This window comes from Comamonas odontotermitis (assembly GCF_020080045.1).
Classification (GTDB): Bacteria; Pseudomonadota; Gammaproteobacteria; order Burkholderiales; family Burkholderiaceae_C; genus Comamonas; species Comamonas odontotermitis.
Genome location: NZ_CP083451.1, coordinates 3,109,463 through 3,130,760, shown reverse-complemented (window position 1 = coordinate 3,130,760; position 21,298 = coordinate 3,109,463). Strand labels below are relative to the sequence as shown.

Sequence of the window (21,298 nt, the reverse complement as noted above, 5' to 3'; positions counted from 1 at the left end):
CCCCACAGCACGGCTACGGGAAAACACTGGCTCGCGAGCCTTGCCTGCAACCCGAAATGGCCAGCCAATGCCGCTAGCATTGCGCTACGAATACGAATGGGGCTGCGCAGGTGGCTCTTTTCGCTGTATTGAACCTGGCCCGGGCGTGCAGAGCCCGCCAATGGCCAGACCCAGGAGACCGAAAGAAATGATCAACCGCCGACTGTGCCTGGCCATGGCACTGGCTTTGGGAGCCACCGCCACCACCGGTGCCATCGCCGCAGATGCTTATCCGACCAAACCCATTCGCCTGATCGTGCCGTTTGCTGCAGGCGGCACCACCGACATCATTGCCCGCGTCATCTCCGAGCCGCTGGCCAAAGCCCTGGGCCAGCCCGTGGTGGTGGACAACAAGAGTGGCGGGGGCGGTACCGTAGGCGCTGCGGAAGCCGCGCGCGCCGCTTCTGATGGCTACACACTGAGCATTGCCACGGTATCGACCACGGCGACGAACCCAGCCATCAACGCCAAGATGCCGTACAACGTGCAGCGCGATTTCACGCCCATCATCAATGTGGCTGCCACGCCCAACGTGATTGCTGTGCACCCGAGCTTTCCGGCCAACAACTACAAGGAGTTCATTGCCGAACTCAAGAAGAATCCCGGCAAGTATTCCTACGCCACGCCAGGCCCCGGCAGCATTGCCCACCTGCTGATGGAAATGCTCAAGGCCGAGACCGGCGTGAGCGTTGTGCACATTCCGTACCGTGGCGGCGGCCCGGCCCTGAACGACACGGTAGCAGGCCAGGTCAACATGATTTTCGACAATCTGCCTTCGGCCTATCCCTTCATCAAGGACAAGCGCCTGCGCGCCATTGTGGTGGCTGCGCCCAACCGCGTAGCGGGCATGGACGACATTCCCACCTTTGCGGAAGTGGGCGCACCCGTGGTGAACCGCTCGGCCTACTACGGCATCGTGGGCCCCAAGAACCTGCCCAAGGACATTGTCGACAAGGTGAACGCGGCCACCCGCAAGGCCCTGGAAGACCCGAACGTGCAAAAGCGCATTGCCGAAACCGGTTCGGTCATCCTGGGCAACACACCCGAACAGTTTGCCCAGCAGATGAAGGACGAATACGCTGCCTACAAGGCGGTGGTGGACAAGCAGGGCCTCAAGCTCGACTGATTGACCGATATCAATCAACAGGTGCAAAGCGGTGGGTGGCAACACCCGCCGCTTTTTCACGTTCAGCGTGCCCGAGTCCATACTCTCAAAGATGCGTGCCATGCGCCGTATTTGCTGCCGGTTTGACTGAGCGGTTAGGGCAAATCACCATCTTTTGGTGTGATATCGGCATCGTTGCGGCAGCATTTATCCGGTATAAAACGCGCTGTGCCAAACAGCATTGCGCAGCCGCCGGGAATGCGGACCATCCGTTCGCATTGCAGGTATGGCTGCACTACTTCAAAGAGGAGATTTTTCATGCAACGTCGCTCTATTGTGGGCCTGACCCTGATCGCTGCAGCAGCAGCCACCTTCAGCGCGGGCGCTCTGGCGGATTCCAAATATCCTAACAAGCCCATCCGCCTGATCGTTCCATTTGCTGCAGGTGGTACCACCGACATCATCGCCCGCGTCATCGCCGATCCGCTGGGCAAGGAACTGGGCCAGCCCGTGGTGGTGGACAACAAGGGTGGTGCAGGTGGCACCATTGGTGCGGTGGAAACCGTACGCGCCGCCGCTGACGGCTACACCCTGGGCATTGCCACCGTCTCCACGGTGGCGACCAACCCGGCCATCAACCCCAAGATCGCCTACGACCCGATCAAGGACTTCACGCCCATCATCAACGTGGCTGCCACGCCCAACATCATTGCGGTGAACCCCAAGTTCCCCGCCAAGGATTACAAGGCGTTTGAAGCCGAGCTCAAGAAGAACCCCAACAAGTACGCCTACTCGTCGTCCGGCACCGGCGGCATCCAGCACATGCTGATGGAGCTGTACAAGAGCCTGACCGGCATCCAGATGACCCACATCGCCTACCGTGGCGCGGGCCCGGCGCTCAACGACACCGTGGCGGGCCAGGTCAACATGATTCTGGACAATCTGCCTTCGACCCTGCCATTCGTGAAGGACAACCGCCTGGTGCCCATCGTGGTGGCCGCGCCTGAACGCCTGGCGGTGCTGCCCAATGTGCCCACCTTCAAGGAAGTGGGCCTGGAGCCGGTGAACCGCATGGCCTTCTACGGCATTCTGGGGCCCAAGGACCTGCCTAAGGATGTGGTGGACCGCATCAACGCCGCCACGAAAAAGGTGCTGGCCGACCCTGCCGTCAAAAAGCGCATCGAAGACACCGGCTCGCTGGTGGTTGGCAACACGCCTGCCGAGTTTGCCGAGCAGATCAAGGCCGAATTCGCCGTCTACAAGGACGTGGTGAAAAAGCAGGATCTGAAGCTGGACTGATTCCGGCATCTGCGCCTACCAAGCCGCCCGCGCAAGCCGGCGGCTTTTTTGTTGCAGGGCCGCATCGCAATAAAAATGATCTTCCAGGAACGGTGCCTGAGGCACCTCGGGAAGACGGGGAGGGAGGCCTCATTTCATGCCATGATCGGACATGGCTCCCGTCAACCGCACGCGAAACACTCCCAGCAAACCCGCAGCGTCACTGCACCCGGCGATAGATCGCTTCATAGACGCTGTATGGCTGGAAGACGGATTGGCGCGCAATACACTGGCCGCTTACCGCCGAGACCTCACGCTGTACGGCCAATGGCTGGCGCAAGAACACTCAGGCACGGCCATAGAGCACAGTAGCGAAGCGCAGCTGCAGGCTTTTTTTGCCGCCAAGATTGGGGACAAGGCCACCACGGCCAATCGGCGCCTGACGGTGCTGCGGCGCTTCTTTCACTGGGCGCTGCGCGAGCAGCTCATCACGGCCGATCCCACCATCCGCATGCTGGCTGCCAGGCAGCCGTTGCGCGTGCCCAAGACACTGACGCCGCAAATGGTCGAAGCCTTGCTGGAGGCGCCAGACGATGGCAGCCCCCTGGGCCTGCGCGACCGAGCCATGCTGGAGCTGATGTATGCCAGCGGCCTGCGTGTGTCGGAGCTGGTGGAGCTTCAAAGCGTGCAGGTAGGCCTGGCCGAAGGCGTGCTGCGCGTGATGGGCAAAGGCAGCAAGGAGCGGCTTGTGCCGTTCGGGCAGGTGGCACAGCAATGGCTGGAGCGCTATCTGAGCGATAGCAGGCCCGTGATACTGGCCGGGCGCCAAAGCCCTGATCTGTTTGTGACCCAGCGCGGCAGTGGCATGACGCGCGTGGCGTTCTGGATGATCGTCAAGAAACACGCCCAGCTGGCAGGCATCACGGCGCCGCTGTCGCCCCACACCTTGCGCCACGCCTTCGCCACCCACCTGCTCAACCACGGAGCCGACCTGCGTGTGGTGCAGCTCTTGCTGGGTCACGCCGACATATCGACCACCACGATCTACACCCATGTGGCCCGCGAGCGGCTCAAGGTACTGCACGGGCAGCACCATCCGCGTGGGTAGTGGGTGCAGCTCAATGGAAAGAGCACCTTTAAAAGAGGGCAGAAAGCGGTTGCCCGCCAAGATGTGTCAATGGTTTTTGGCTGGAAGCACTACCGGGCTGCGCGCTTCCTGTTAGCAAATCAGATCCCCAGCGGATTCTTGCGGCCCTTTTCCACCGGATTGGCCAGCAGCTTCTGCGCCGGGTAGGCGCGCAAGAACTCCTTGGCCTTGGCTGCGGAGGAGCCGAGCCAGGCGTCGTAGGCGCCTTCGTTCAGGATGGCGGGCATGCTCTTTTCGCTGCCAGGTGCCTGGTAGCGATTCATCAGTCCATGCGCATTGGCGTTGATGGTGATGATGGCGTAGCTCAGCAGTTCGCTGCCATCCTCGTCTTGCCAGCGCGCCCAGATGCCTGCCACACCCATGGGCAGGCCATCAACGCGGGCAATGCGTGTGGGCTTGGGCTTTCCGCCGCTGCGGTAGTCGTCGGTGATGAAGGCCTGCATCGGCACGATGCAGCGCTGGTTGTTCAGCCAGGCATCCCGAAAGGCGGTGCTGGTGCCTACGTTGTCGGATTTGACGTGAACCAGCTTGGTTGCGCGCAGCTTGCCGTCGGATGCGGACTTGACCCAATGCGGCACCAGCCCCCATTGTGCGGGTACCAGCAGGCGCGATGTGGAGGCGGGCTCTGCGGCAGGGGCTGGCGCACTGCCATCCGGTGCCTGGTTTGCCGCTGGGGGCTCGACCTGGCTGGCTGTAGCAGTTTTGAGTGCAGCCCTTTCTGCATCGGTTGCGCCACTGAGGCTGCGGGTGATGAAAAAGCCTGGCCTGCGCGGCGTCATCTTGCGCTCGCCCAGCTCGGTGGGTGGCTCCACGCGAAAAGCGGTGGAGTACAGGTCGGCGTTTTTGAGGGCTTCGTATTGGGTGCTCATGGGCGAGATGGTACGTGGCTGGCAGACGGTTGGTTACCGGACTGAGCCTTCGAGATGAGATTGCTATAAAAAATGAAGCTGCTGGCGCTTTGCTGTTGGGCGCCGAAGCATATTTCTCTAAAACCGAACGATGGGCAAAGGGGAGGGAGTGTAAAAACAGCGCCCATCCCTGGACGGGTTGGGCGCTGGATGCAGACGGCCGGTTTTACAGCGATTGTCCGAGCTTGCGCAGGAAGCGCTCGCAGGCTTCGAGCTGGCTGATCTCGACAAACTCATTGGGCTTGTGGGCCTGCTCGATATTGCCCGGGCCGCACACCACCGTGGGGATGCCCACGTTCTGGAACAGGCCCGCTTCGGTGCCATAGGCCACCTTGCGCGTGGCTCGGTCGGCAGTCAGTGCGCGCACCAGGGCTGTGATGGCCGCCTGCTCGCTCGCTTCCAGCGGCGGGGCGTAGGGGCCGGTTTCGATGTCAATGCGGGCATCGGCAAACTCGCGCTGCATGCGCGGCAGGAGTTCGTCGCGCACATAGCTCTCGACCTTGGCCTGGATGCTCTCTGCCGTCATGCCTGGCAGATTGCGGAATTCGTAGTTGAATTCGCACAGCTCGGGGATGGTGTTGACCGCGATGCCGCCGGAGATCTGGTTGGTCGTCATCGTGGTGAAGGGCACGTCGTAGAACTCGTCGTACGGACCATTGGCCTTGAACTGGTCTGCCACATCGCGAATATGGCAGATCAGCCGTGCGGCGTACTCGATGGCGTTGCAGCCCTTGGGCGTGAGCGACGAATGCGCGGCCTTGCCATGCACCCTGCAGCGGTACAGGTTGATGCCCTTGTGCGCCACCACCACCTGCATGCTGGTGGGCTCGCCCACCACACAGCCATCGGCCACCTGGCCGCGCGCCTGCAGGGCGCGCAGCATCACCGGCGCGCCGGCGCAGCCCACTTCTTCGTCGTACGACAAGGCAATGTGCAGCGGCTTCTTGCGCGGCATGGCGATGAATTCAGGCACCAGCGCAATCGATGCGGCAATGTAGCCTTTCATATCTGCGCTGCCGCGGCCAAAGAGCTTGCCATCCTTTTCGGTCAGCGCGAATGGGTTGGTGTCCCATTGCTGGCCATCGACCGGTACCACATCGGTGTGCCCCGACAGCACGATGCCGCCCTGGGTGCTGCCGTCATCGGCGGGCAGGGTGGCAAACAGGTTGGCTTTGTCGCCTTCGGGCGAATGGATCAGCTCCACCTTGAGGCCTTGCCCGGCCAGCGCATCGCGCACGGTTTCGATCAGGGCAAGGTTGGAGTTGCGGCTGGTGGTGTCAAAGGCCACCAGCTTTTCCAGCCAGGAACGGGTATTCATACGCAGTCACTCGAGAGTTAAATCGCAAGTGACCGAGTGTAGGAGGATCGCGAAGCCTTGGTGGTGGGGTGTGCATTAGAGCGCAATGCACAGCCCTTGGTACGTCCTGGCTTCGTTGGAGGGGGTGTTGTCTAGTGCGCCACCGCCTGCACCGGCAAAAACTGCAGCAGGCTGCCGCCAGCCAGACCCTGCACATAGCCGATCACGGCGCGGCGGTATTTCTCGGACACTACATCGGCCATCAGATCGTTGCGCGCAATCATCTTGCCGAACTCGCGCTCGAAGCTCAGGTTGCGCTCACTGGTGTTGATCTCGTTGGTCAGCAGCATGGGCTGGCCATTGGCAAGTTTGCGGTGGGTGAGCATCCAGTTGGCGATTTCCAGGTTGCGCGAGGCGTTGTAGACCGTCTGCGCATCGAGGCCGTGAATCAGATACAGGGTGGTGCGGCCGCCGTAGGCGGTGATCAGCATGTCGGCTGTGGCCCAGGTAAAGGCGGCCACGCGGTCGCTGGAAAACTCGGGCGCCAGCGCCATGCTCATGCCGTCGATATCGCGCTGGTCCATCAGGTCGGGCCAGGGCTGCTGGTTCTCGATGGCCTCCTTGACGGCTTTCATGGCCTGCTCGCGGCTGTCAAAGCCTCCCTTGCGCCATTCCTGCGGATTGCGGCGGTAAAGCTTGTCCATCAGGGTGTACAGGCTTTGCAAATTGGCTTGTATGCTGAGCGTGGCCATGCGGTTGACGTCGGACTGCCCCCATTCCTTGGCTTCCATGTCGCGATCCGGCACCTTGCCGCGCGTGGTAGGTGCATTGCTGCAGCCTGCCAGCAGCAATAACGCAGTCAGGCATGCGGAAATTCCTACAGATCGGGCGGTGCGACAGGGCATATCAAATCGTCAGGGTCTGCTATCGTTTTCATTATGGCAAGCTTGTGGCGTTGCGGATTGCCACAACAGCGGCAGATTGCATCAGAGTGTGGGAAAATGACGATGTTTATCAGTTTTCTAACCCTGCACAAGAGCGAGAAAGGCACATTCGGTTATGACACCGCGAACGACGACCTCTGGAGGTTTGACTGGCCGCTAAGGCCGGTGGTTCGCGCCTGCACGATTGTCATCGTCCTCCTCCTCTCCCTTCCAAAGCGCGGACCAGTTTCGCGCTTTTTGCTTTTTTGGCGCTGCGCGGACTTGCATCTGCCCATCCATCACCACGATTACAGGAATTCTTATGGTTCAAATTACGCTCCCCGACGGCTCCAAGCGCGACTATCCCGGCCCGGTATCGGTGGCCGATGTCGCGGCATCGATTGGCGCGGGCCTGGCCAAGGCCGCGCTGGCCGGCAAGGTCGGTATTGGCGATAACGCCAAGGTGGTGGACACCAGCCACGTGATCGAGCAGGATGCGCCGCTCGCCATCATCACCGCCAAGGATAAAGATGGCCTGGAAGTGATCCGCCACTCCACCGCCCACTTGCTGGCCTATGCCGTCAAGGAGCTGTTTCCCGAGGCGCAGGTCACCATCGGCCCGGTGATCGAAAACGGCTTCTACTACGACTTTGCGTACAAGCGCCCCTTCACCCCCGAAGATCTGGCTGCCATCGAAAAGCGCATGACCGAGCTTGCCAACAAGGATGAGCCTGTGGTGCGCCGCGTGCTGCCGCGCGACGAAGCCGTGGCCTACTTTAAGGGCCTTGGCGAAGACTACAAGGCCGAGATCATTGCCAGCATCCCCAGCAATGAGGATGTGAGCCTGTACCGCGAAGGCAACTTTGAAGACCTGTGCCGTGGCCCCCACGTTCCCAGCACCGGCAAGCTCAAGCATTTCAAACTGATGAAGGTGGCTGGCGCTTATTGGCGTGGAGACCACAACAACGAGATGCTGCAACGCATCTACGGCACGGCCTGGGCCAGCAAGGACGAGTTGCAGCAATACCTCACCATGCTGGAAGAGGCGGAAAAGCGCGACCACCGCAAGCTCGGCCGCGAGCTTGATCTGTTCCACATCGATGAGCACTCGCCCGGCACCGTGTTCTGGCATCCCAAGGGCTGGACGATCTGGCAGGAGGTAGAGCAGTACATGCGCCAGGTCTACCGCGACAACGGCTACCAGGAAGTGAAGGCACCGCAGATTCTGGACAAGACCCTGTGGGAGAAGACCGGCCACTGGGACAAGTACCGCGAAAACATGTTCACCACCGAATCGGAAAAGCGCGAGTACGCACTCAAGCCGATGAACTGCCCGGGCCACATCCTGATCTTCAAGCAAGGCATCAAGAGCTACCGTGATCTGCCGCTGCGCTTTGGTGAATTCGGCAACTGCCACCGCAACGAGCCCACCGGTTCGCTGCACGGCATCATGCGCGTGCGCGCTTTCACGCAGGATGACGGCCACATCTTCTGTCTGCCCGAGCAGATTCAGGCCGAAGTGACGGCCTTCACTGCGCTGCTGCAGAAGGTCTATGCGGATTTCGGCTTCACCAACATCCTCTACCGCCTGTCCACCCGCCCTGAAAAGCGCATCGGCACGGAAGAGAGCTGGGACAAGGCGGAGGCTGCGCTTGCCGAAGGCCTGCGCGCATCGGGCTGCGATTTCGAGTACCTGCCTGGCGAAGGTGCCTTCTACGGTCCCAAGATCGAGTACACCCTCAAGGATGCGCTGGGTCGTGAATGGCAGTGCGGCACCATCCAGGTGGACCCGAACCTGCCAGAGCGCCTGGACGCAGAATTTGTCGGCGAAGATGGCGAGCGCCATCGCCCCATCATGCTGCACCGCGCCATCGTGGGCTCGCTCGAGCGCTTCATCGGCATCCTGATCGAGCAGCACGCCGGCGCGCTGCCCACCTGGCTGGCGCCTACCCAGGTTGCGATCCTCAACATCACTGACGCGCAGGCGGAATATGTGAAGGAGGTTGCCGACAAATTGCGTAAGGCCTTGCCGCACCAAGGGTTGCGTGTGGTTACCGACCTGCGCAACGAGAAGATTACGTATAAAATACGGGAGCATTCGTTGCAAAAGCTGCCCTATATTCTCGTCGCGGGTGACAAGGAGAAGGCAGCTGGAGCCGTAGCAGTGCGCGCCCGAGGCGGCAAAGACCTCGGTGTGATGTCCGTCGATGCGTTCGCAGAACTGATCGCCAAGGACATTGCCTCTAAAGCATAAAACCCTCTGGTAGATGAGCTTTGGACAGCGTGGACTGTGCTTTGAGCAGCTACGCTGTCGTAGCTTTTAAATTTTTAGGGTGAAAGCCATAGCTACTGAATTTCGTGATCGCCGCCACCGTGAAGAGCGCAAACACCGTCTGAATCGTGAGATCCAGGCTCCTGAAGTGCGTCTGTCCGGTCCTAACAATGAACCTCTGGGTATCGTGCCTGTGCTGGAAGCGTTGCGCATGGCGGGCGAACTGGACGTTGACCTGGTCGAGATTGCCGCCACGGCTGTGCCGCCGGTGTGCCGTCTGATGGACTACGGCAAGTTCAAGTACCAGGAACAGAAGAAGGCGGCAGAAGCCAAGGCCAAGCAGACCGTCATCGATATCAAGGAAGTCAAGTTCCGTCCCGGTACCGATGATGGCGACTACAACGTCAAGATGCGCAATATCAAGCGTTTCTTGGCAGAGGGCGACAAGGTCAAGGTGACCTTGCGGTTCCGTGGTCGTGAAATCACCCACCAGAACCTCGGCATGGACCTGCTCAACCGCATCCGCGACGAGCTGGCCGATACCATTCAGGTGGAGCAGTTCCCCAAGCTGGAAGGTCGCCAGATGATCATGATGGTGGCGCCTGCGCGCAAAAAACCAGGTGCTGCTGGTGGTAAAACTGCCGAAGGTGATAAGGCGCCAGTGGCAGCGGCTTGAAAAATCGCATAAAATACTGAATTCCGATGGCGGCGCATAGCCGCCTTCGGTTTTTATGAAGGGCAATTGCTTGTGCTTCAGGGGTTCAGAATCTGGGCCGCTGTTTGTATTGGCAGCGGCTTTTCTTCGATAGATAGGGTTTCCGGTCTGTCGCAAAAGTGGCTCGGGGCCAACAAGTTCAGCCAAGTGGTCTGAACGCCTCACGAGCACAATCCATAAGGAGCATTCACATGCCCAAAATGAAGACCAAGAGCAGCGCGAAGAAGCGTTTTCGCGTTCGTCCAGGTGGCACCGTCAAGCGCGGTCAAGCCTTCAAGCGTCACATTCTGACCAAGAAGACCACCAAGAACAAGCGCCACCTGCGCGGTGCAGTGAACGTGCATGAGACCAACATGGGTCACATGGCACAGATGCTGCCCGGCATGGGCCTGTAATTCACTGACGAACAAGGAGAAAACACATGCCTCGCGTCAAACGTGGTGTAACGGCTCGCGCCCGCCACAAAAAAGTTCTGGCCCTTGCTAAGGGTTTCCGCGGCCGCCGTGGTAACGTATTCCGCGTTGCCAAGCAAGCCGTCATGAAGGCTGGTCAGTATGCCTACCGTGACCGTCGCAACAAGAAGCGCGTGTTCCGCCAACTGTGGATCGCTCGTATCAATGCTGCTGCACGTGAACTGGGCCTGACCTACAGCCAATTCGCCAACGGTCTGAAGAAGGCTGCAATTGAAATCGACCGCAAGATGCTGGCCGATATCGCCGTGCACGACAAGGCTGCTTTTGCAGCTATCGTCGACCAAGTCAAGGCCAAGCTGGCTGCCTGAGGTCACGATCAGTAGTTACTCCTGATTCAGTAGCTGCTGGTGCATACACAGCAAGGGCTAGGGCTTGAAAAGGCACTAGCCCTTGTTTCTTTTTAAGAATCGATAAAGAGTCGATATGAACGAGTTGGATTCTCTGGTCGAGAGCGCGCAGCAACTGTTTGCGCAGGCCCATACCCCCGCGGATCTGGAAAATGCCAAGGCGCAGTTTCTGGGCAAGTCGGGCAAGATGACCGAGCTCATGAAGGGCATGGCGCAGCTTTCCGTCGAAGAGAAAAAGTCGCGCGGTGCGGCGATCAATGTGGCCAAGCAAGCCATCGAGTCGCTGCTCACGGCCCGCCGCAAGGCCCTGGCCGATGCCGAACTGCAGGCCCACCTGAAAGCCGAAGTGCTGGATGTGACGCTGCCTGGCCGCCGCCGTGGCGCAGGCGGACTGCACCCCGTCTCGCTGACGCTGGAGCGTATCGAGGGCATCTTCGGCTCCATGGGCTTCGACGTGGCAGAAGGCCCGGAGATCGAATCCGACTGGTTCAACTTCACGGCGCTCAACACGCCGGAAGACCATCCCGCGCGCTCCATGCACGACACCTTCTACGTTGAAGGCGGCACGCAGCACGCGCCCAATCTGCTGCGCACGCACACCAGCCCCATGCAGGTGCGCCATGCCGTACAGCATGTGAAGAAGTACCGCAACCTGATCGACGCAGGCCAGACGATGCCGGAGATCCGCGTGATCGCGCCGGGCCGCACCTACCGCGTGGACAGCGATGCCACCCACTCGCCCATGTTCCACCAGTGCGAAGGCCTGTGGATCGGCGAGAACGTCAGCTTCAAGGATCTGAAGGTGGTGTTCACCGATTTTTGCAAGACGTTCTTCGAGCAGGACGATCTGGTGCTGCGCTTCCGCCCCAGTTTCTTCCCGTTCACCGAACCTTCGGCCGAGATAGACATCCAGTTCCAGAGTGGCCCGCTGGCTGGCCGCTGGCTGGAAGTGTCGGGTGCCGGACAGGTGCATCCCAATGTGGTGCGCAACATGGGCCTTGACCCCGAAAAATACATCGGCTTTGCCTTTGGCATGGGCCCCGACCGCCTGACCATGCTGCGTTATGGCGTGAATGACCTGCGCCTGTTCTTCGACGGAGATATCCGTTTCCTGTCGCAGTTTCAGTAATTGAAAAAGTGAGCAGTTTGCGTGCATCCTGCCTGGCTTTAAAGAAGAAAGTGTCTGAAGATGACCGCCAGCCATACGCAAACAGCTCCTGTTTTGAAAGCAAGAACGCCTTGGCCTGTTTGCAAGCACTGCCAACAAGCCTGAACGCCAAAGAGTCTGACTATGCAATTTCCTGAATCCTGGTTGCGCGAATACTGCAACCCGCAGCTGACCACCCAAGAGCTGGCCGATACCCTGACCATGGCCGGCCTGGAAGTCGAAGAGATGGAGTCCGTGGCCCCGCCTTTCACCGGCATTGTGGTCGGTGAAATCAAGGAGGCCGTGCAGCACCCCGACGCCGACCGTCTGCGCGTCTGCCAGGTGGATGTGGGCGGCCCAGAGCTGCTGAACATCGTCTGCGGCGCACCCAATGCGCGCGTGGGCATCCGCATTCCCTGTGCCACCGTGGGCGCTGAGCTGCCCCCGGGCGAAGATGGCCAGCCTTTCAAGATCAAGATCGGCAAGCTGCGCGGCGTGCAGAGCTTTGGCATGCTGTGCTCGGCCAAGGAGCTGGGCATTGCCGACGACCACGGCGGCCTGCTGGAGCTGCCGCTGGACGCGCCTCTAGGCCAGAACGTGCGCGAATACCTGAATCTGGATGACACGCTGTTCACGCTCAAGCTCACTCCCAACCTGGCGCATTGCCTGTCGGTGTATGGCATTGCGCGCGAGTTGTCGGCACTGACCGGCACGCCGCTCAAGCAACTGTCCTTCCCGCAGGCTGCCGTTGCCGTGCAGGACAAACTGCCCGTGAAGATTGAAGCCACCGACCTGTGCGGCCGCTTCTCGGGTCGCGTGGTGCGCAACGTCAACACCCAGGTGAAGACGCCGCAATGGATGGTGGATCGCCTTGCACGCTGCGGCCAGCGCTCCGTGTCGCCGCTGGTGGACATCTCCAACTACGTGATGTTCGAGCTGGGCCGACCCAGCCACATCTTCGATCTGGACAAGATCCATGGCGGCCTGAGCGTGCGCTGGGGCAAGGAGGGCGAGACGCTCAAGCTGCTCAACGGCAACACCATCAAGATCGATGATTTCATTCAGGTCGGTGTGATTGCCGACGACAAGGAAGTCGAATCCCTGGCCGGCATCATGGGCGGCGACGCCACGGCTGTGTCCGACGACACGAAGAACATCTACATCGAGGCTGCGTTCTGGTGGCCCAAGGCAGTGGCGGGCCGCTCGCGCCACTTCAACTTCTCGACCGACGCCGGCCACCGCTTCGAGCGCGGTGTAGATCCCGAGCACACGGTGGAACACATCGAGCGGATCACAGCGCTGGTGCTGGAGATCTGCGGTACGCCCGAGACCCAGTGCGGCCCGATGGACGACCAGAAGCCTCATATGCCTGCGCCCAAGACCGTGCAGCTGCGCGTGGCGCGGGCTGCCAAGGTCATCGGCATGCCCGTCACCCAGCAGCAATGCCTGGATGCCCTGAATGGCCTGGGCCTGCCGGCTGTGGTGGCTGCCGAGGGCGTGATCAGCGTGACTGCTCCCACCTTCCGCTTCGACATCAACCTGGAAGAGGATCTGATCGAGGAAGTGGCCCGCATGGTGGGCTACGAGAACCTGCCAACCTCCAAGCCGCTGGCGCCCATCTCGCCCAAGCTGCGTGCCGAGAACCAGCGCAGCCCGTTTGCCGTGCGCCGTGAACTGGCAGCCCTGGGCTACCAGGAAACCATCAACTTCAGCTTTGTCGAAGAAAAGTGGGAGCAGGAGCTGGCGGGCAACAGCAATGCCATCAAGCTGCTCAACCCGATTGCCAGCCATCTGAGCGTGATGCGCTCGTCGTTGCTGGGCTCGCTGCTGCAGGTGCTCAAGTTCAATGTGGACCGCAAGGCACAGCGCGTGCGCGTGTTCGAATTGGGGCGTGTATTCTTCAAGGATGTATCGGTCGTCGATTCCGACACCACCGTGAAGGGCTTTTACCAGCCCATGCGCGTAGCTGGCCTCGCCTATGGCGCAGCCGACCAACTGCAATGGGGCAGCACCGAAACCAAGGTCGATTTCTACGACGTCAAGGGCGATGTGGAAGCGCTGCTGGCGCCTCTGGTGCCTGTGTTCGAGGCTGCCGAGCATCCGGCCATGCACCCCGGCCGCTGCGCTCGTGTGCTGCTCAATGGCAAGGCTATCGGTTTTGTAGGAGAGCTGCACCCCCAGTGGCGCCAGGAATGGGATCTGGCGCAAGCGCCCACCCTATTCGAGCTGGAGCTCGATGCCGTGCTGGCCCGCAACGTGGCAGTGTTCAAGCCTGTGGCCAAGCACCAGGCTGTGGAGCGTGACATTGCCGTGGTGGTCAAGGAAGCCGAGACGCACGCGCAGATCATGAATGCCATCCGTGCCGCCAACAGTGGCGGTATCCTGCGCAATGCCGTACTGTTCGATGTGTTCCGCCCCAAGAAGCTCAAGGCCGGTGAAGAAGCCGCGCCAGGCAGCCTGGCGCAGGATGAGAAGAGCCTGGCAGTACGCCTGACCCTGGGTCATGACGAGCGGGCACTGGAAGAGACCGAAATCGAGACTGCCATGCAAGCTGTGCTTGAACAGCTCAAGCAGAGCGTTAATGCGCGTTTGCGCTGATCTATATTGCGGATATTGCTATGGAATTTACAGTAGAAAGTCTGGAGCAACCTGCGCTGACCAAGGCGCAGCTCGCCGACATGCTGTTTGACAACATCGGGTTGAACAAGCGTGAAGCCAAGGACATGGTGGATGCGTTTTTCGACCTGATCGCCGAAAGCCTGATCAAGGGCGAAGACGTGAAACTGTCGAGCTTTGGCAATTTCCAGGTGCGCATGAAGAAAGCCCGTCCGGGCCGCAATCCGCGCACTGGCGAAGAGGTGCCTATCGAGGCGCGCCGGGTCGTCACCTTCCATGCCAGTGGCAAGCTCAAGGATTCGGTGCAGGCTCCGGCAGACTAGACTTGAAGGTGGCGATGCGCTGATGGATTGAGATTGTCCATCCGCAGACATGGCCTACCGCCCGTCTGGCAGCATCGCCAGTATGCAACACGGCCGCACTAGCGGCTGTTTACAATTTGCCCATGGAAAAACAGCTTCCCTCCATCCCCGCCAAACGTTATTTCACCATCGGTGAAGTCGCGGTGCTGTGTGATGTCAAACCGCATGTGCTGCGGTATTGGGAGCAGGAATTCACACAGCTGCGTCCCGTCAAGCGCCGGGGAAACAGGCGCTATTACCAGCACCACGAGGTGTTGATGATTCGCCGCATTCGAGAGCTGTTGTATGAGCGTGGCTTCACCATCAGCGGCGCGCGCAACCAGTTGCAAACCCTGCCTCGTGGCCACGCCATGCTGGAGGCTTTGGCAGATGACGCTGCGTTCACACTGAATGGAATGGACCCAGCTGCATTGGATGAGGCAAGTGCGTTCAATTCTGCAGAGCCGGTCACCTGGCAACAGGCCGCTATCGAATTGCAGGAAATTCGTCGCATTCTTTCTGGAGAGCCTGAAAACTAGGTATATAATTCAAGTCTTCGGAATGTAGCGCAGCCTGGTAGCGCACTTGCATGGGGTGCAAGGGGTCGCGAGTTCGAATCCCGCCATTCCGACCAATGATACAAACCCGTATGCTTCGGCATACGGGTTTTTTCATTTGTATTCAGTGGTTTGCGTTAAAAGCTGAAAGCATGGCAACATGACTACAACCATCACCGCCCGGCACAGTTCACTCGGCTACCTGTTCTCAAATGAGTTCGTCAGAAAGAGGTCAGATCAACAACTCGAAGCCGCCCAACTCCAGATTAAGGATGACCGGATATGGGAAGAGCGTTGTTGCGCGGTTTGCTTCTTGGGGCGTACACCAAGTGCACCCCGTCTGCAGAAGTAGAGCCTGTTCCTCGTTTTACGCCCCTTGATCACCACGGCAGACAGGACTACCAAAGAAAATCCATCAGCGCTTGCTTTGATGGGAAGTCTCTGTGCAACAACACCCAGCCGATAGAAATCAACAAATCATTACGCAGACAGTAGCCAGAGATGCAGCTTTGCGCGCAGCCACTGTGCTTGCGCTTTGGTCAATTCCAAGTTCGCGTTTTGTAAGTCAAGCAAACCGCGATTGACCTCAACAGCGTCAAGCACTCCATGTTGAAACAACTTTTCATTCGACAGAACTAGCTGCTGTGTTGTCTCATACAGCTTGAACGCGGCATTCAACATACCGATACCTGCTTGCGCCTGGGTATAGGCGTCCAGCAGTTCTTGGTCAGATTGCATGCGTGCAGCGTCCAGTTCAATGTGTGCCGCTTGGCGTGAAGCTTCGGCATTCTGAATTCGGTAGGTGGAAGAAAATCCCTCAAATAGAGGAATCGTCAAGGTAACGCCTGCGGTTCGCTCATTGCTACGGCTGCTCGTGAGCGATTGCGTAGGCCTGCCATTGCGGTAATAGCTATAGTTAACATCGAGTTTAGGCATCGCATCTGAGGCGACGGCTTGAACGGTGGCCGCTGCTGCGTCCAGCTTAGCTGCAGCGGCAATCACTGCAGGGCTGATTTCACGAGCGCCACGCAGCCACTCATCGAGACGCAGCGTATCGGCAGGGACAAAATCTTGCAATTGGTTGCCAACAGAGTTGGGGCCTGAGAGATCATTTTTTTCCAAGGGGCCTTGCGCTGCCATTTCTGTGACTTCATCCGGTATGGGGTCAAGGTCGACAGACTGGAGTGGGGCTATACCTGACAGCGTCCGTAACTTCTGCTCAGCCACCAGCAGTTCTGAGCGTGTTTTTTCGATTTCAAATCGATTGCGCTCTAAGGTGGCCTGCGCTTGCAAAAAGGCGTTTCGAGCACTTGCACCTTGTGCATAGCGGCGCTCAGAGGAGGAAAAAATAGATTTTCCCAGCTCAGAAATCTCTTTTTGACGTTTCAACTGAGCCTGCAATGCCTGGGCCTGCACATAAGTATCCATGACAGCCCAGGCAATGTCTCGAACGGATTGGTTCTGCCCAGCCAAGGCCGCCCGCAACTGCGCTTGTGCGGCTCGCTCGCGTGCATCGCGCGCGCCAAAGTCAAATACTCGCCAAGATATCGTGAAGCTCTCTGAAGTGGCTTTGATTGACGAGCTACCTTGAGTATCTGATCCGCCAGTTCGACTATGTTGACGCATGACGCCTAGCGATGCCTGGGGCCAAAAACTGCTGCGCGCCAAGCCCAACTCTGTGCTGGCCTTTTGTATCCCCGCCCAACTGGAACGCACTTGAGGGTTCAAGCACAGCGCCAGACCGAGTGCACCGCCAAGCGTCAACGGCAAAGGGGGGCTCTTCGTGGCATTGGCTTGTTCAGTGAGATAGCGGGATCGCGCTTCATTAAATGCATAGTGTGCATTTGCGCAAGACAGCTCTCCCAGCTGAGAGGGTACGTTGCGCTTGGATTGAATCCGCAAATCGGACAACTGCGGCGGTGCCGTCAAGTCATACCCCAAAGGTCCTTTGTGCCCGTCAGATTGCGTCTTAAGTGGATCTTCAAATGGTGCAACCCATTGACTCCATGTAACGGACGGTCTGTTGGTCTCTTCACCCTTTGCGGCAGAAACCTGAGAACAGCTGAGCAGACACGCAAAAGCTAATGAGCCAAGGCGGAGTACGCCAGAAAGTCTGATGGATTGATTTTGCATCAGCGCTCCGTCATGGCTTCATTGGCGTGGCGCAGCAGAGGGCTGAGGACATACTCGATAACACGGCGGTCTCCAGTCTTGATCTCGGCAGTGATGGCCATGCCAGGCGCAACAGGTGTTTGCTTTCCATTCACATGCAGCGTCTGTTGGTTCATGGCAATGCGCACCGCGTATAGCAGGCCTCGTTTTTCATCAGGAATCGCGTCGCGCGAGATATGCAGCACCTTGCCGGGAATCGTGCCGTACTTCGTGTACTCAAATGCTTGTACTTTGAGTGCAGCGGCCTGTTCTTCATGGACAAAGCCCACATCATGGTTGGCCACAAAAGCTTCTACTTCAATAGGGCCGCGATCTGGCACGATCTGCATGATCGGTTGTGCTGCAGGCACTACCCCGCCAACGGTGTGAACTGTCAGTTGCTGTACCGTGCCATCCACCGGCGCGGTAATCTGCAACAGCGCACTACTGGCAGCAGTGCGCTGGGCATCCTGTCTGGATGCATCTGCCACACGCCTGGCTTGCGCGATCTCATCCATGGCCTGTTTTCGGGTTTCAGACAGTAGAACCCGCCGTTGGTTGGTCGCCTCCGACAGTTTCGTCTCGATCGCCAGTACCGCTTGCTCTCGCTCTTGCCACGCGTCTTGCGAAACATCATGTGTCAGCGCTAACTCTCTATAGCGCTTTTCCTGGCTTGTCGCCAGCGGCAGGGCCCGATTCTGTATCCGAAGCTCATCTTCAAAGCGACGTTTTTTGGCCACTACATCCTGATATTGGGCTTGCACGTGGCGCTGGGCAGATAGATGGTCTTCCTCGGTGATGGAGGCTCCGCTATTTCGGTTCAGCGCCACGAGGCTTGTGATACTAGGCATTCCGTGCCCATCCAGAGCAGCCAGCAAGGCATTGTTCCGTGCAATCGTCAGTACCGCCTGATTCATTTCTTTCAAGGCCTTTTTGTGATCCGCGTCCACCATGCGCGTATCGAGTTGCAGTAGCAAATCACCCGCATGCACAAATTGACCTTCGGACACCTTTAGCTCTGTAACTCTGCCAGTTTCTACCGATGCCACCGTTTTGGTGCGCTCGCTGAGCACCACCTTCCCCTCAGCCTGTACGACGATGTCCATGCGCCCGAAAATGGACCAGAGCAAGGCCGATAGCACCAACAGCATCAACAGCCATGCGATCAACCTCAATGTAGGGGAAGCCGCCTTTTCTTGCACCGCAAGCGCAGCAGGCAGAAACTCTGCCTCGTCTTCGGTAAACAGACCCGAAGGGCGGTCGTTACGGCGCCTCCAGTGAAACGAGAACACCATCATGTAGCGTTTCACCAAACTCGCCCATGCACCCAGGTAATGACGCCCGCTCATGATGCATCTCCAGCGCCTGGCTGAGGAGTCATTGGTGTTCTATTGGCGGTTCTATTGGATATGGCATTGGGTGAAACAGCCCGGCGAACCACCACCACTTTGCCCGGTGCATCCTCGGCGTGCGCAGCAGGTGTTCTCGTGTGTGGCATGGACGCCGTATCGCTTTGCTCGGCGCCTTGTTGCAGACGGTACAGGTGCGTATAGATGCCTTGCGGATTCTGCAAAAGCTGCTCGTGTGAGCCAATTTCTGCAATCTCTCCGCGCTCCATGACCACAATGCGGTTGGCATGGCGTACGGCAGAAAGACGGTGAGCAATGATAAGAACTGTTCGGCCTTGGCAGATCAGGCGCATATTGTCCTGAATGATCTTCTCGGATTCATAGTCCAGTGCGCTGGTGGCCTCGTCAAAAATCAGGATACGGGGATCACCCAGTAGTGCTCTGGCAATTGCAATGCGCTGGCGTTGCCCGCCTGAGAGATTGGCTCCGTGCTCCCCAACAATCGTGTCATACCCTTCAGCGAGCTCACTGATGAATTCATGCGCGCCAGCCAGTTTGGCCGCATGCATAATGGTTTCGATCGGGTATGAGGGGTTCGCTAGCGCAATGTTGTCCCGCACTGAGCGGTTGAACAGAATGTTCTCTTGCAGCACTACCCCAATCTGATGACGCAGCGAGGCGGTATCCACAATAGCAATATCTTGCCCATCTACCAATACCCGCCCCCGATCTGGCACATAGAGACGTTGAGCCAGCTTTGTCAAAGTACTCTTGCCGGAGCCAGAGCGGCCCACAATACCAATCACTTCGCCAGGTGCCACCTTGAGGCTGATTGCCCTGAGTACATCGGCAGCATCCGGCCGGTAGCGAAACGAGATTTGGTCAAATTCAATGGCGCCTGCAAGTGCGGGCAGGCGTGCGCGGTTGCCGGATACCTCGGTTGGACTGTTCAAAATATCACCCAGCCGTGCCATGGAGATGCCCACTTGCTGAAAGTCATTCCACAGCTGCGCCAAGCGAATAATGGGGGAAGAGACTTGACCCGCTAGCATATTGAACGCAATCAGCTGACCTACTGTCAGATTGCCCTCAAGAACCTGCTTGGCACCAATCCACAAAATTCCGATGGTGACAAGTTTGCTGACCAGCATGACGGCGTTACCAGCCACATTGGCAATATTGGCGGTAGAAAGACCGGCGCTCACATAGCCCGCCAATTGCCTGTCCCACCGCTCCTGCCAGCGTGGCTCGACTGCCATGGCCTTGATGGTATTGACGCCAGCGATGGACTCAACCAGGAACGACTGGTTCTCCGCTCCCCGATTGAATTTCTCGTTGAGCCGGGCGCGCAAAACCGGCGTGAAGAAAAGCGAAAGCGTGAAATACACGGGAATGGATGCCAGAACCACAAGTGTCAAGTCCACGCTGTACCACAGCATCACGGCGATAAAGACGATGGAGAACATCACGTCCAGCAAAACGGTCATCGCCTGGCTGGTCAAAAACGCACGAATACTCTCTAGCTCCCGCACGCGGGCGACAGAGTCACCTACGCGTCGGCTTTGAAAATAAGCCATAGGCAATCCCAGCAAATGCCGAAATAACCGAGCCCCGAGTTCCACATCCATCTTGCTGCTGGTATGTGCGACCACATAGCTGCGGATTCCCGTCATCAACACTTCAAAAACAGTGGCCACCAGCAAACCAATGGCAATCACATTCAGAGTCTGCATGGCGTGATTGACCAATACCTTGTCCATCACCACCTGAAAAAACAAAGGCGTGATAAGTGCCACCAATTGGAGAACCAGCGATACCAGCAGCACCTCTCCCAAAAGCTTGCGGTACTTGACCAGGGCTGGAATAAACCAGGAAAAATCAAACCGAGCAACGTCACCTTCATAGGTGGCTCGGCTCGTCAACAAAATCACCTCACCGGTCGAGCAAGCCAAGAACTCAGTGCCGGAGATAACACTGGGAGGCTCCCCCGTTTTTTGAATCAGCAGCTTGAGGCTGCCGGCGGAGTTTGTTGAGGAATGCGCTTCGTTTGTGGAGTAACCAGATGATTTTACCTGTGCCAAAACGAAAAAAAGCCCATCGACTGAAGGGCAGATGGCTGGCACAGGTGTGTTGGGCAGACGATCCGAGTGCAGGTGATGCAACTTGGCCTTGAAGCCCACAGACTTGGCTGCAAGCAATAGCGTCTGCGTATCCCAATGGTCTCCGAACTGGTGCTGTAGTTGTGCTGCGTCGATCGGTAGATGGTGCAACTGCGCAGCGGTTACCAGGCATTGCAGAGCTGAATTGGTGGTCATTCGAGGCAAATAGTGTTCATTGACTCCTCCAATTATGATGCATAGAGGCTATGTAAAAATATATTTCAATAGGTCGCATTGAAAATAATTCAAATTGAAACACATGTGTGTTTTGTATCAATTGAATCTATCGTTAATGAAATGGTGATAGAAATGCGAATAAACAAATTTGAATTGTTGTTTTTCTGGGACGCGTGCGGCAATGCTTTCACTTCGTCTTGATGCAGACGATGACTGATTGCGTTTTTAGCGAGAGCAGTGAGCAACACAATGACAGGAGTGTGTGTGCTATGTGCCACGCATTTAGTCCTGGTTTAA

Annotated in this window: 18 protein-coding genes and 1 tRNA gene; 12 read left to right on the top strand and 7 right to left on the bottom strand. The window is 58.3% G+C overall.

The features are described from left to right. Nucleotides 1–187 precede the first annotated feature (187 nt). Complete coding sequence (locus LAD35_RS14420; RefSeq protein ID WP_396022750.1) at nt 188–1,165, top strand: tripartite tricarboxylate transporter substrate binding protein BugE; 978 nt, start codon at nt 188–190, stop codon at nt 1,163–1,165. Nucleotides 1,166–1,299: 134 nt separating this feature from the next. On the opposite strand, the gene LAD35_RS14415 is transcribed toward LAD35_RS14420, so the two are convergent. Next, nucleotides 1,300–1,464, bottom strand: a complete 165-nt coding sequence (locus tag LAD35_RS14415; RefSeq protein ID WP_224149709.1) for a hypothetical protein — start codon at nt 1,462–1,464, stop codon at nt 1,300–1,302. Between LAD35_RS14415 and LAD35_RS14410 the strand changes: the two genes are divergently transcribed. Together LAD35_RS14410 and xerD are read left to right on the top strand one after the other, a co-directional pair. Continuing rightward, the gene (locus LAD35_RS14410) at nt 1,463–2,443 is read left to right on the top strand and encodes a tripartite tricarboxylate transporter substrate binding protein BugE (RefSeq protein WP_224149708.1); all 981 of its coding nucleotides are present in this window, start codon (nt 1,463–1,465) and stop codon (nt 2,441–2,443) included. The two genes, LAD35_RS14415 and LAD35_RS14410, sit on opposite strands and share 2 nt — an antisense overlap. A 151-nt stretch (nt 2,444–2,594) precedes the next feature. Continuing rightward, a complete protein-coding gene (gene xerD, locus LAD35_RS14405; protein WP_224149707.1) occupies nt 2,595–3,530 on the top strand; it encodes a site-specific tyrosine recombinase XerD in 936 nt (311 codons plus the stop codon). 119 nt (nt 3,531–3,649) lie between these two features. Here xerD and LAD35_RS14400 read toward each other — a convergent pair whose 3' ends face one another. The 3 genes from LAD35_RS14400 to LAD35_RS14390 all read right to left on the bottom strand — a co-directional run bounded on the left by LAD35_RS14400 (nt 3,650) and on the right by LAD35_RS14390 (nt 6,679). Continuing rightward, nucleotides 3,650–4,438: an SOS response-associated peptidase gene (locus LAD35_RS14400; RefSeq protein WP_224149706.1), complete on the bottom strand. Its 789-nt coding sequence runs from the start codon at nt 4,436–4,438 to the stop codon at nt 3,650–3,652. A gap of 205 nt (nt 4,439–4,643) precedes the next feature. Next, nucleotides 4,644–5,795: an acetylornithine deacetylase gene (gene argE / locus LAD35_RS14395; protein ID WP_224149705.1), complete on the bottom strand. Its 1,152-nt coding sequence runs from the start codon at nt 5,793–5,795 to the stop codon at nt 4,644–4,646. 131 nt (nt 5,796–5,926) lie between these two features. Next, nucleotides 5,927–6,679, bottom strand: coding sequence for a hypothetical protein (locus LAD35_RS14390; protein ID WP_224149704.1), 753 nt, complete (start codon nt 6,677–6,679; stop codon nt 5,927–5,929). 340 nt (nt 6,680–7,019) lie between these two features. Here LAD35_RS14390 and thrS point away from each other — a divergent pair, with 340 nt between their 5' ends. The 9 genes from thrS (at nt 7,020) to LAD35_RS14345 (ending at nt 15,242) form a co-directional block, all read left to right on the top strand. Continuing rightward, entirely contained in the window at nt 7,020–8,951 is a 1,932-nt protein-coding gene (gene thrS / locus LAD35_RS14385; protein ID WP_224149703.1) for a threonine--tRNA ligase, read from the top strand. Nucleotides 8,952–9,030: 79 nt separating this feature from the next. Then, entirely contained in the window at nt 9,031–9,645 is a 615-nt protein-coding gene (gene infC / locus LAD35_RS14380; protein ID WP_224149702.1) for a translation initiation factor IF-3, read from the top strand. Between the two features lie 230 nt (nt 9,646–9,875). Beyond that, nucleotides 9,876–10,079 (top strand): 50S ribosomal protein L35, encoded by a 204-nt coding sequence (gene rpmI / locus LAD35_RS14375; RefSeq protein ID WP_105729206.1) that lies wholly within the window; start codon nt 9,876–9,878, stop codon nt 10,077–10,079. A 26-nt stretch (nt 10,080–10,105) separates the two neighbouring features. Beyond that, nucleotides 10,106–10,465: a 50S ribosomal protein L20 gene (rplT, locus tag LAD35_RS14370; RefSeq protein WP_184710706.1), complete on the top strand. Its 360-nt coding sequence runs from the start codon at nt 10,106–10,108 to the stop codon at nt 10,463–10,465. Nucleotides 10,466–10,580: 115 nt separating this feature from the next. Beyond that, a complete protein-coding gene (pheS, locus tag LAD35_RS14365; protein ID WP_224149701.1) occupies nt 10,581–11,633 on the top strand; it encodes a phenylalanine--tRNA ligase subunit alpha in 1,053 nt (350 codons plus the stop codon). Nucleotides 11,634–11,795: 162 nt separating this feature from the next. Then, entirely contained in the window at nt 11,796–14,249 is a 2,454-nt protein-coding gene (gene pheT / locus LAD35_RS14360) for a phenylalanine--tRNA ligase subunit beta (RefSeq protein ID WP_224149700.1), read from the top strand. Nucleotides 14,250–14,269: 20 nt separating this feature from the next. Then, on the top strand, nt 14,270–14,590 hold the full coding sequence (locus tag LAD35_RS14355) for an integration host factor subunit alpha (protein ID WP_184710700.1): 321 nt from the start codon (nt 14,270–14,272) through the stop codon (nt 14,588–14,590). Between the two features lie 122 nt (nt 14,591–14,712). Next, nucleotides 14,713–15,147 carry a MerR family transcriptional regulator gene (locus LAD35_RS14350; protein ID WP_224149699.1) on the top strand — a complete coding sequence of 145 codons (435 nt, stop codon included), beginning with the start codon at nt 14,713–14,715 and terminating at the stop codon, nt 15,145–15,147. An 18-nt stretch (nt 15,148–15,165) separates the two neighbouring features. Further along, nucleotides 15,166–15,242, top strand: a tRNA-Pro gene (locus tag LAD35_RS14345). A gap of 403 nt (nt 15,243–15,645) precedes the next feature. Here LAD35_RS14345 and LAD35_RS14340 read toward each other — a convergent pair. The 3 genes from LAD35_RS14340 to LAD35_RS14330 are packed head-to-tail and all read right to left on the bottom strand — an operon-like array spanning nt 15,646 to nt 20,980. Continuing rightward, nucleotides 15,646–17,298, bottom strand: a complete 1,653-nt coding sequence (locus LAD35_RS14340) for a TolC family protein (protein WP_224149698.1) — start codon at nt 17,296–17,298, stop codon at nt 15,646–15,648. After that, nucleotides 17,298–18,665, bottom strand: a complete 1,368-nt coding sequence (locus LAD35_RS14335; protein ID WP_224149697.1) for an HlyD family type I secretion periplasmic adaptor subunit — start codon at nt 18,663–18,665, stop codon at nt 17,298–17,300. Before LAD35_RS14335 ends, LAD35_RS14340 begins: the two co-directional genes overlap by 1 nt. Continuing rightward, entirely contained in the window at nt 18,662–20,980 is a 2,319-nt protein-coding gene (locus LAD35_RS14330) for a type I secretion system permease/ATPase (protein ID WP_317986709.1), read from the bottom strand. Before LAD35_RS14330 ends, LAD35_RS14335 begins: the two co-directional genes overlap by 4 nt. Nucleotides 20,981–21,298 lie beyond the last annotated feature (318 nt).

Bases quoted from the DNA above. Each gene is read 5' to 3' on its own strand.
- LAD35_RS14415 (WP_224149709.1), bottom strand. From the start codon at position 1,464: ATGAAAAATCTCCTCTTTGAAGTAGTGCAGCCATACCTGCAATGCGAA.
- LAD35_RS14420 (WP_396022750.1), top strand. From the start codon at position 188: ATGATCAACCGCCGACTGTGCCTGGCCATGGCACTGGCTTTGGGAGCC.
- pheS (WP_224149701.1), top strand. From the start codon at position 10,581: ATGAACGAGTTGGATTCTCTGGTCGAGAGCGCGCAGCAACTGTTTGCG.
- thrS (WP_224149703.1), top strand. From the start codon at position 7,020: ATGGTTCAAATTACGCTCCCCGACGGCTCCAAGCGCGACTATCCCGGC.
- LAD35_RS14335 (WP_224149697.1), bottom strand. From the start codon at position 18,665: ATGAGCGGGCGTCATTACCTGGGTGCATGGGCGAGTTTGGTGAAACGC.
- rplT (WP_184710706.1), top strand. From the start codon at position 10,106: ATGCCTCGCGTCAAACGTGGTGTAACGGCTCGCGCCCGCCACAAAAAA.
- pheT (WP_224149700.1), top strand. From the start codon at position 11,796: ATGCAATTTCCTGAATCCTGGTTGCGCGAATACTGCAACCCGCAGCTG.
- xerD (WP_224149707.1), top strand. From the start codon at position 2,595: ATGGCTCCCGTCAACCGCACGCGAAACACTCCCAGCAAACCCGCAGCG.
- LAD35_RS14410 (WP_224149708.1), top strand. From the start codon at position 1,463: ATGCAACGTCGCTCTATTGTGGGCCTGACCCTGATCGCTGCAGCAGCA.
- LAD35_RS14330 (WP_317986709.1), bottom strand. From the start codon at position 20,980: ATGACCACCAATTCAGCTCTGCAATGCCTGGTAACCGCTGCGCAGTTG.
- LAD35_RS14340 (WP_224149698.1), bottom strand. From the start codon at position 17,298: ATGCAAAATCAATCCATCAGACTTTCTGGCGTACTCCGCCTTGGCTCA.
- argE (WP_224149705.1), bottom strand. From the start codon at position 5,795: ATGAATACCCGTTCCTGGCTGGAAAAGCTGGTGGCCTTTGACACCACC.
- LAD35_RS14400 (WP_224149706.1), bottom strand. From the start codon at position 4,438: ATGAGCACCCAATACGAAGCCCTCAAAAACGCCGACCTGTACTCCACC.
- LAD35_RS14355 (WP_184710700.1), top strand. From the start codon at position 14,270: ATGGAATTTACAGTAGAAAGTCTGGAGCAACCTGCGCTGACCAAGGCG.
- rpmI (WP_105729206.1), top strand. From the start codon at position 9,876: ATGCCCAAAATGAAGACCAAGAGCAGCGCGAAGAAGCGTTTTCGCGTT.
- LAD35_RS14390 (WP_224149704.1), bottom strand. From the start codon at position 6,679: ATGCCCTGTCGCACCGCCCGATCTGTAGGAATTTCCGCATGCCTGACT.
- LAD35_RS14350 (WP_224149699.1), top strand. From the start codon at position 14,713: ATGGAAAAACAGCTTCCCTCCATCCCCGCCAAACGTTATTTCACCATC.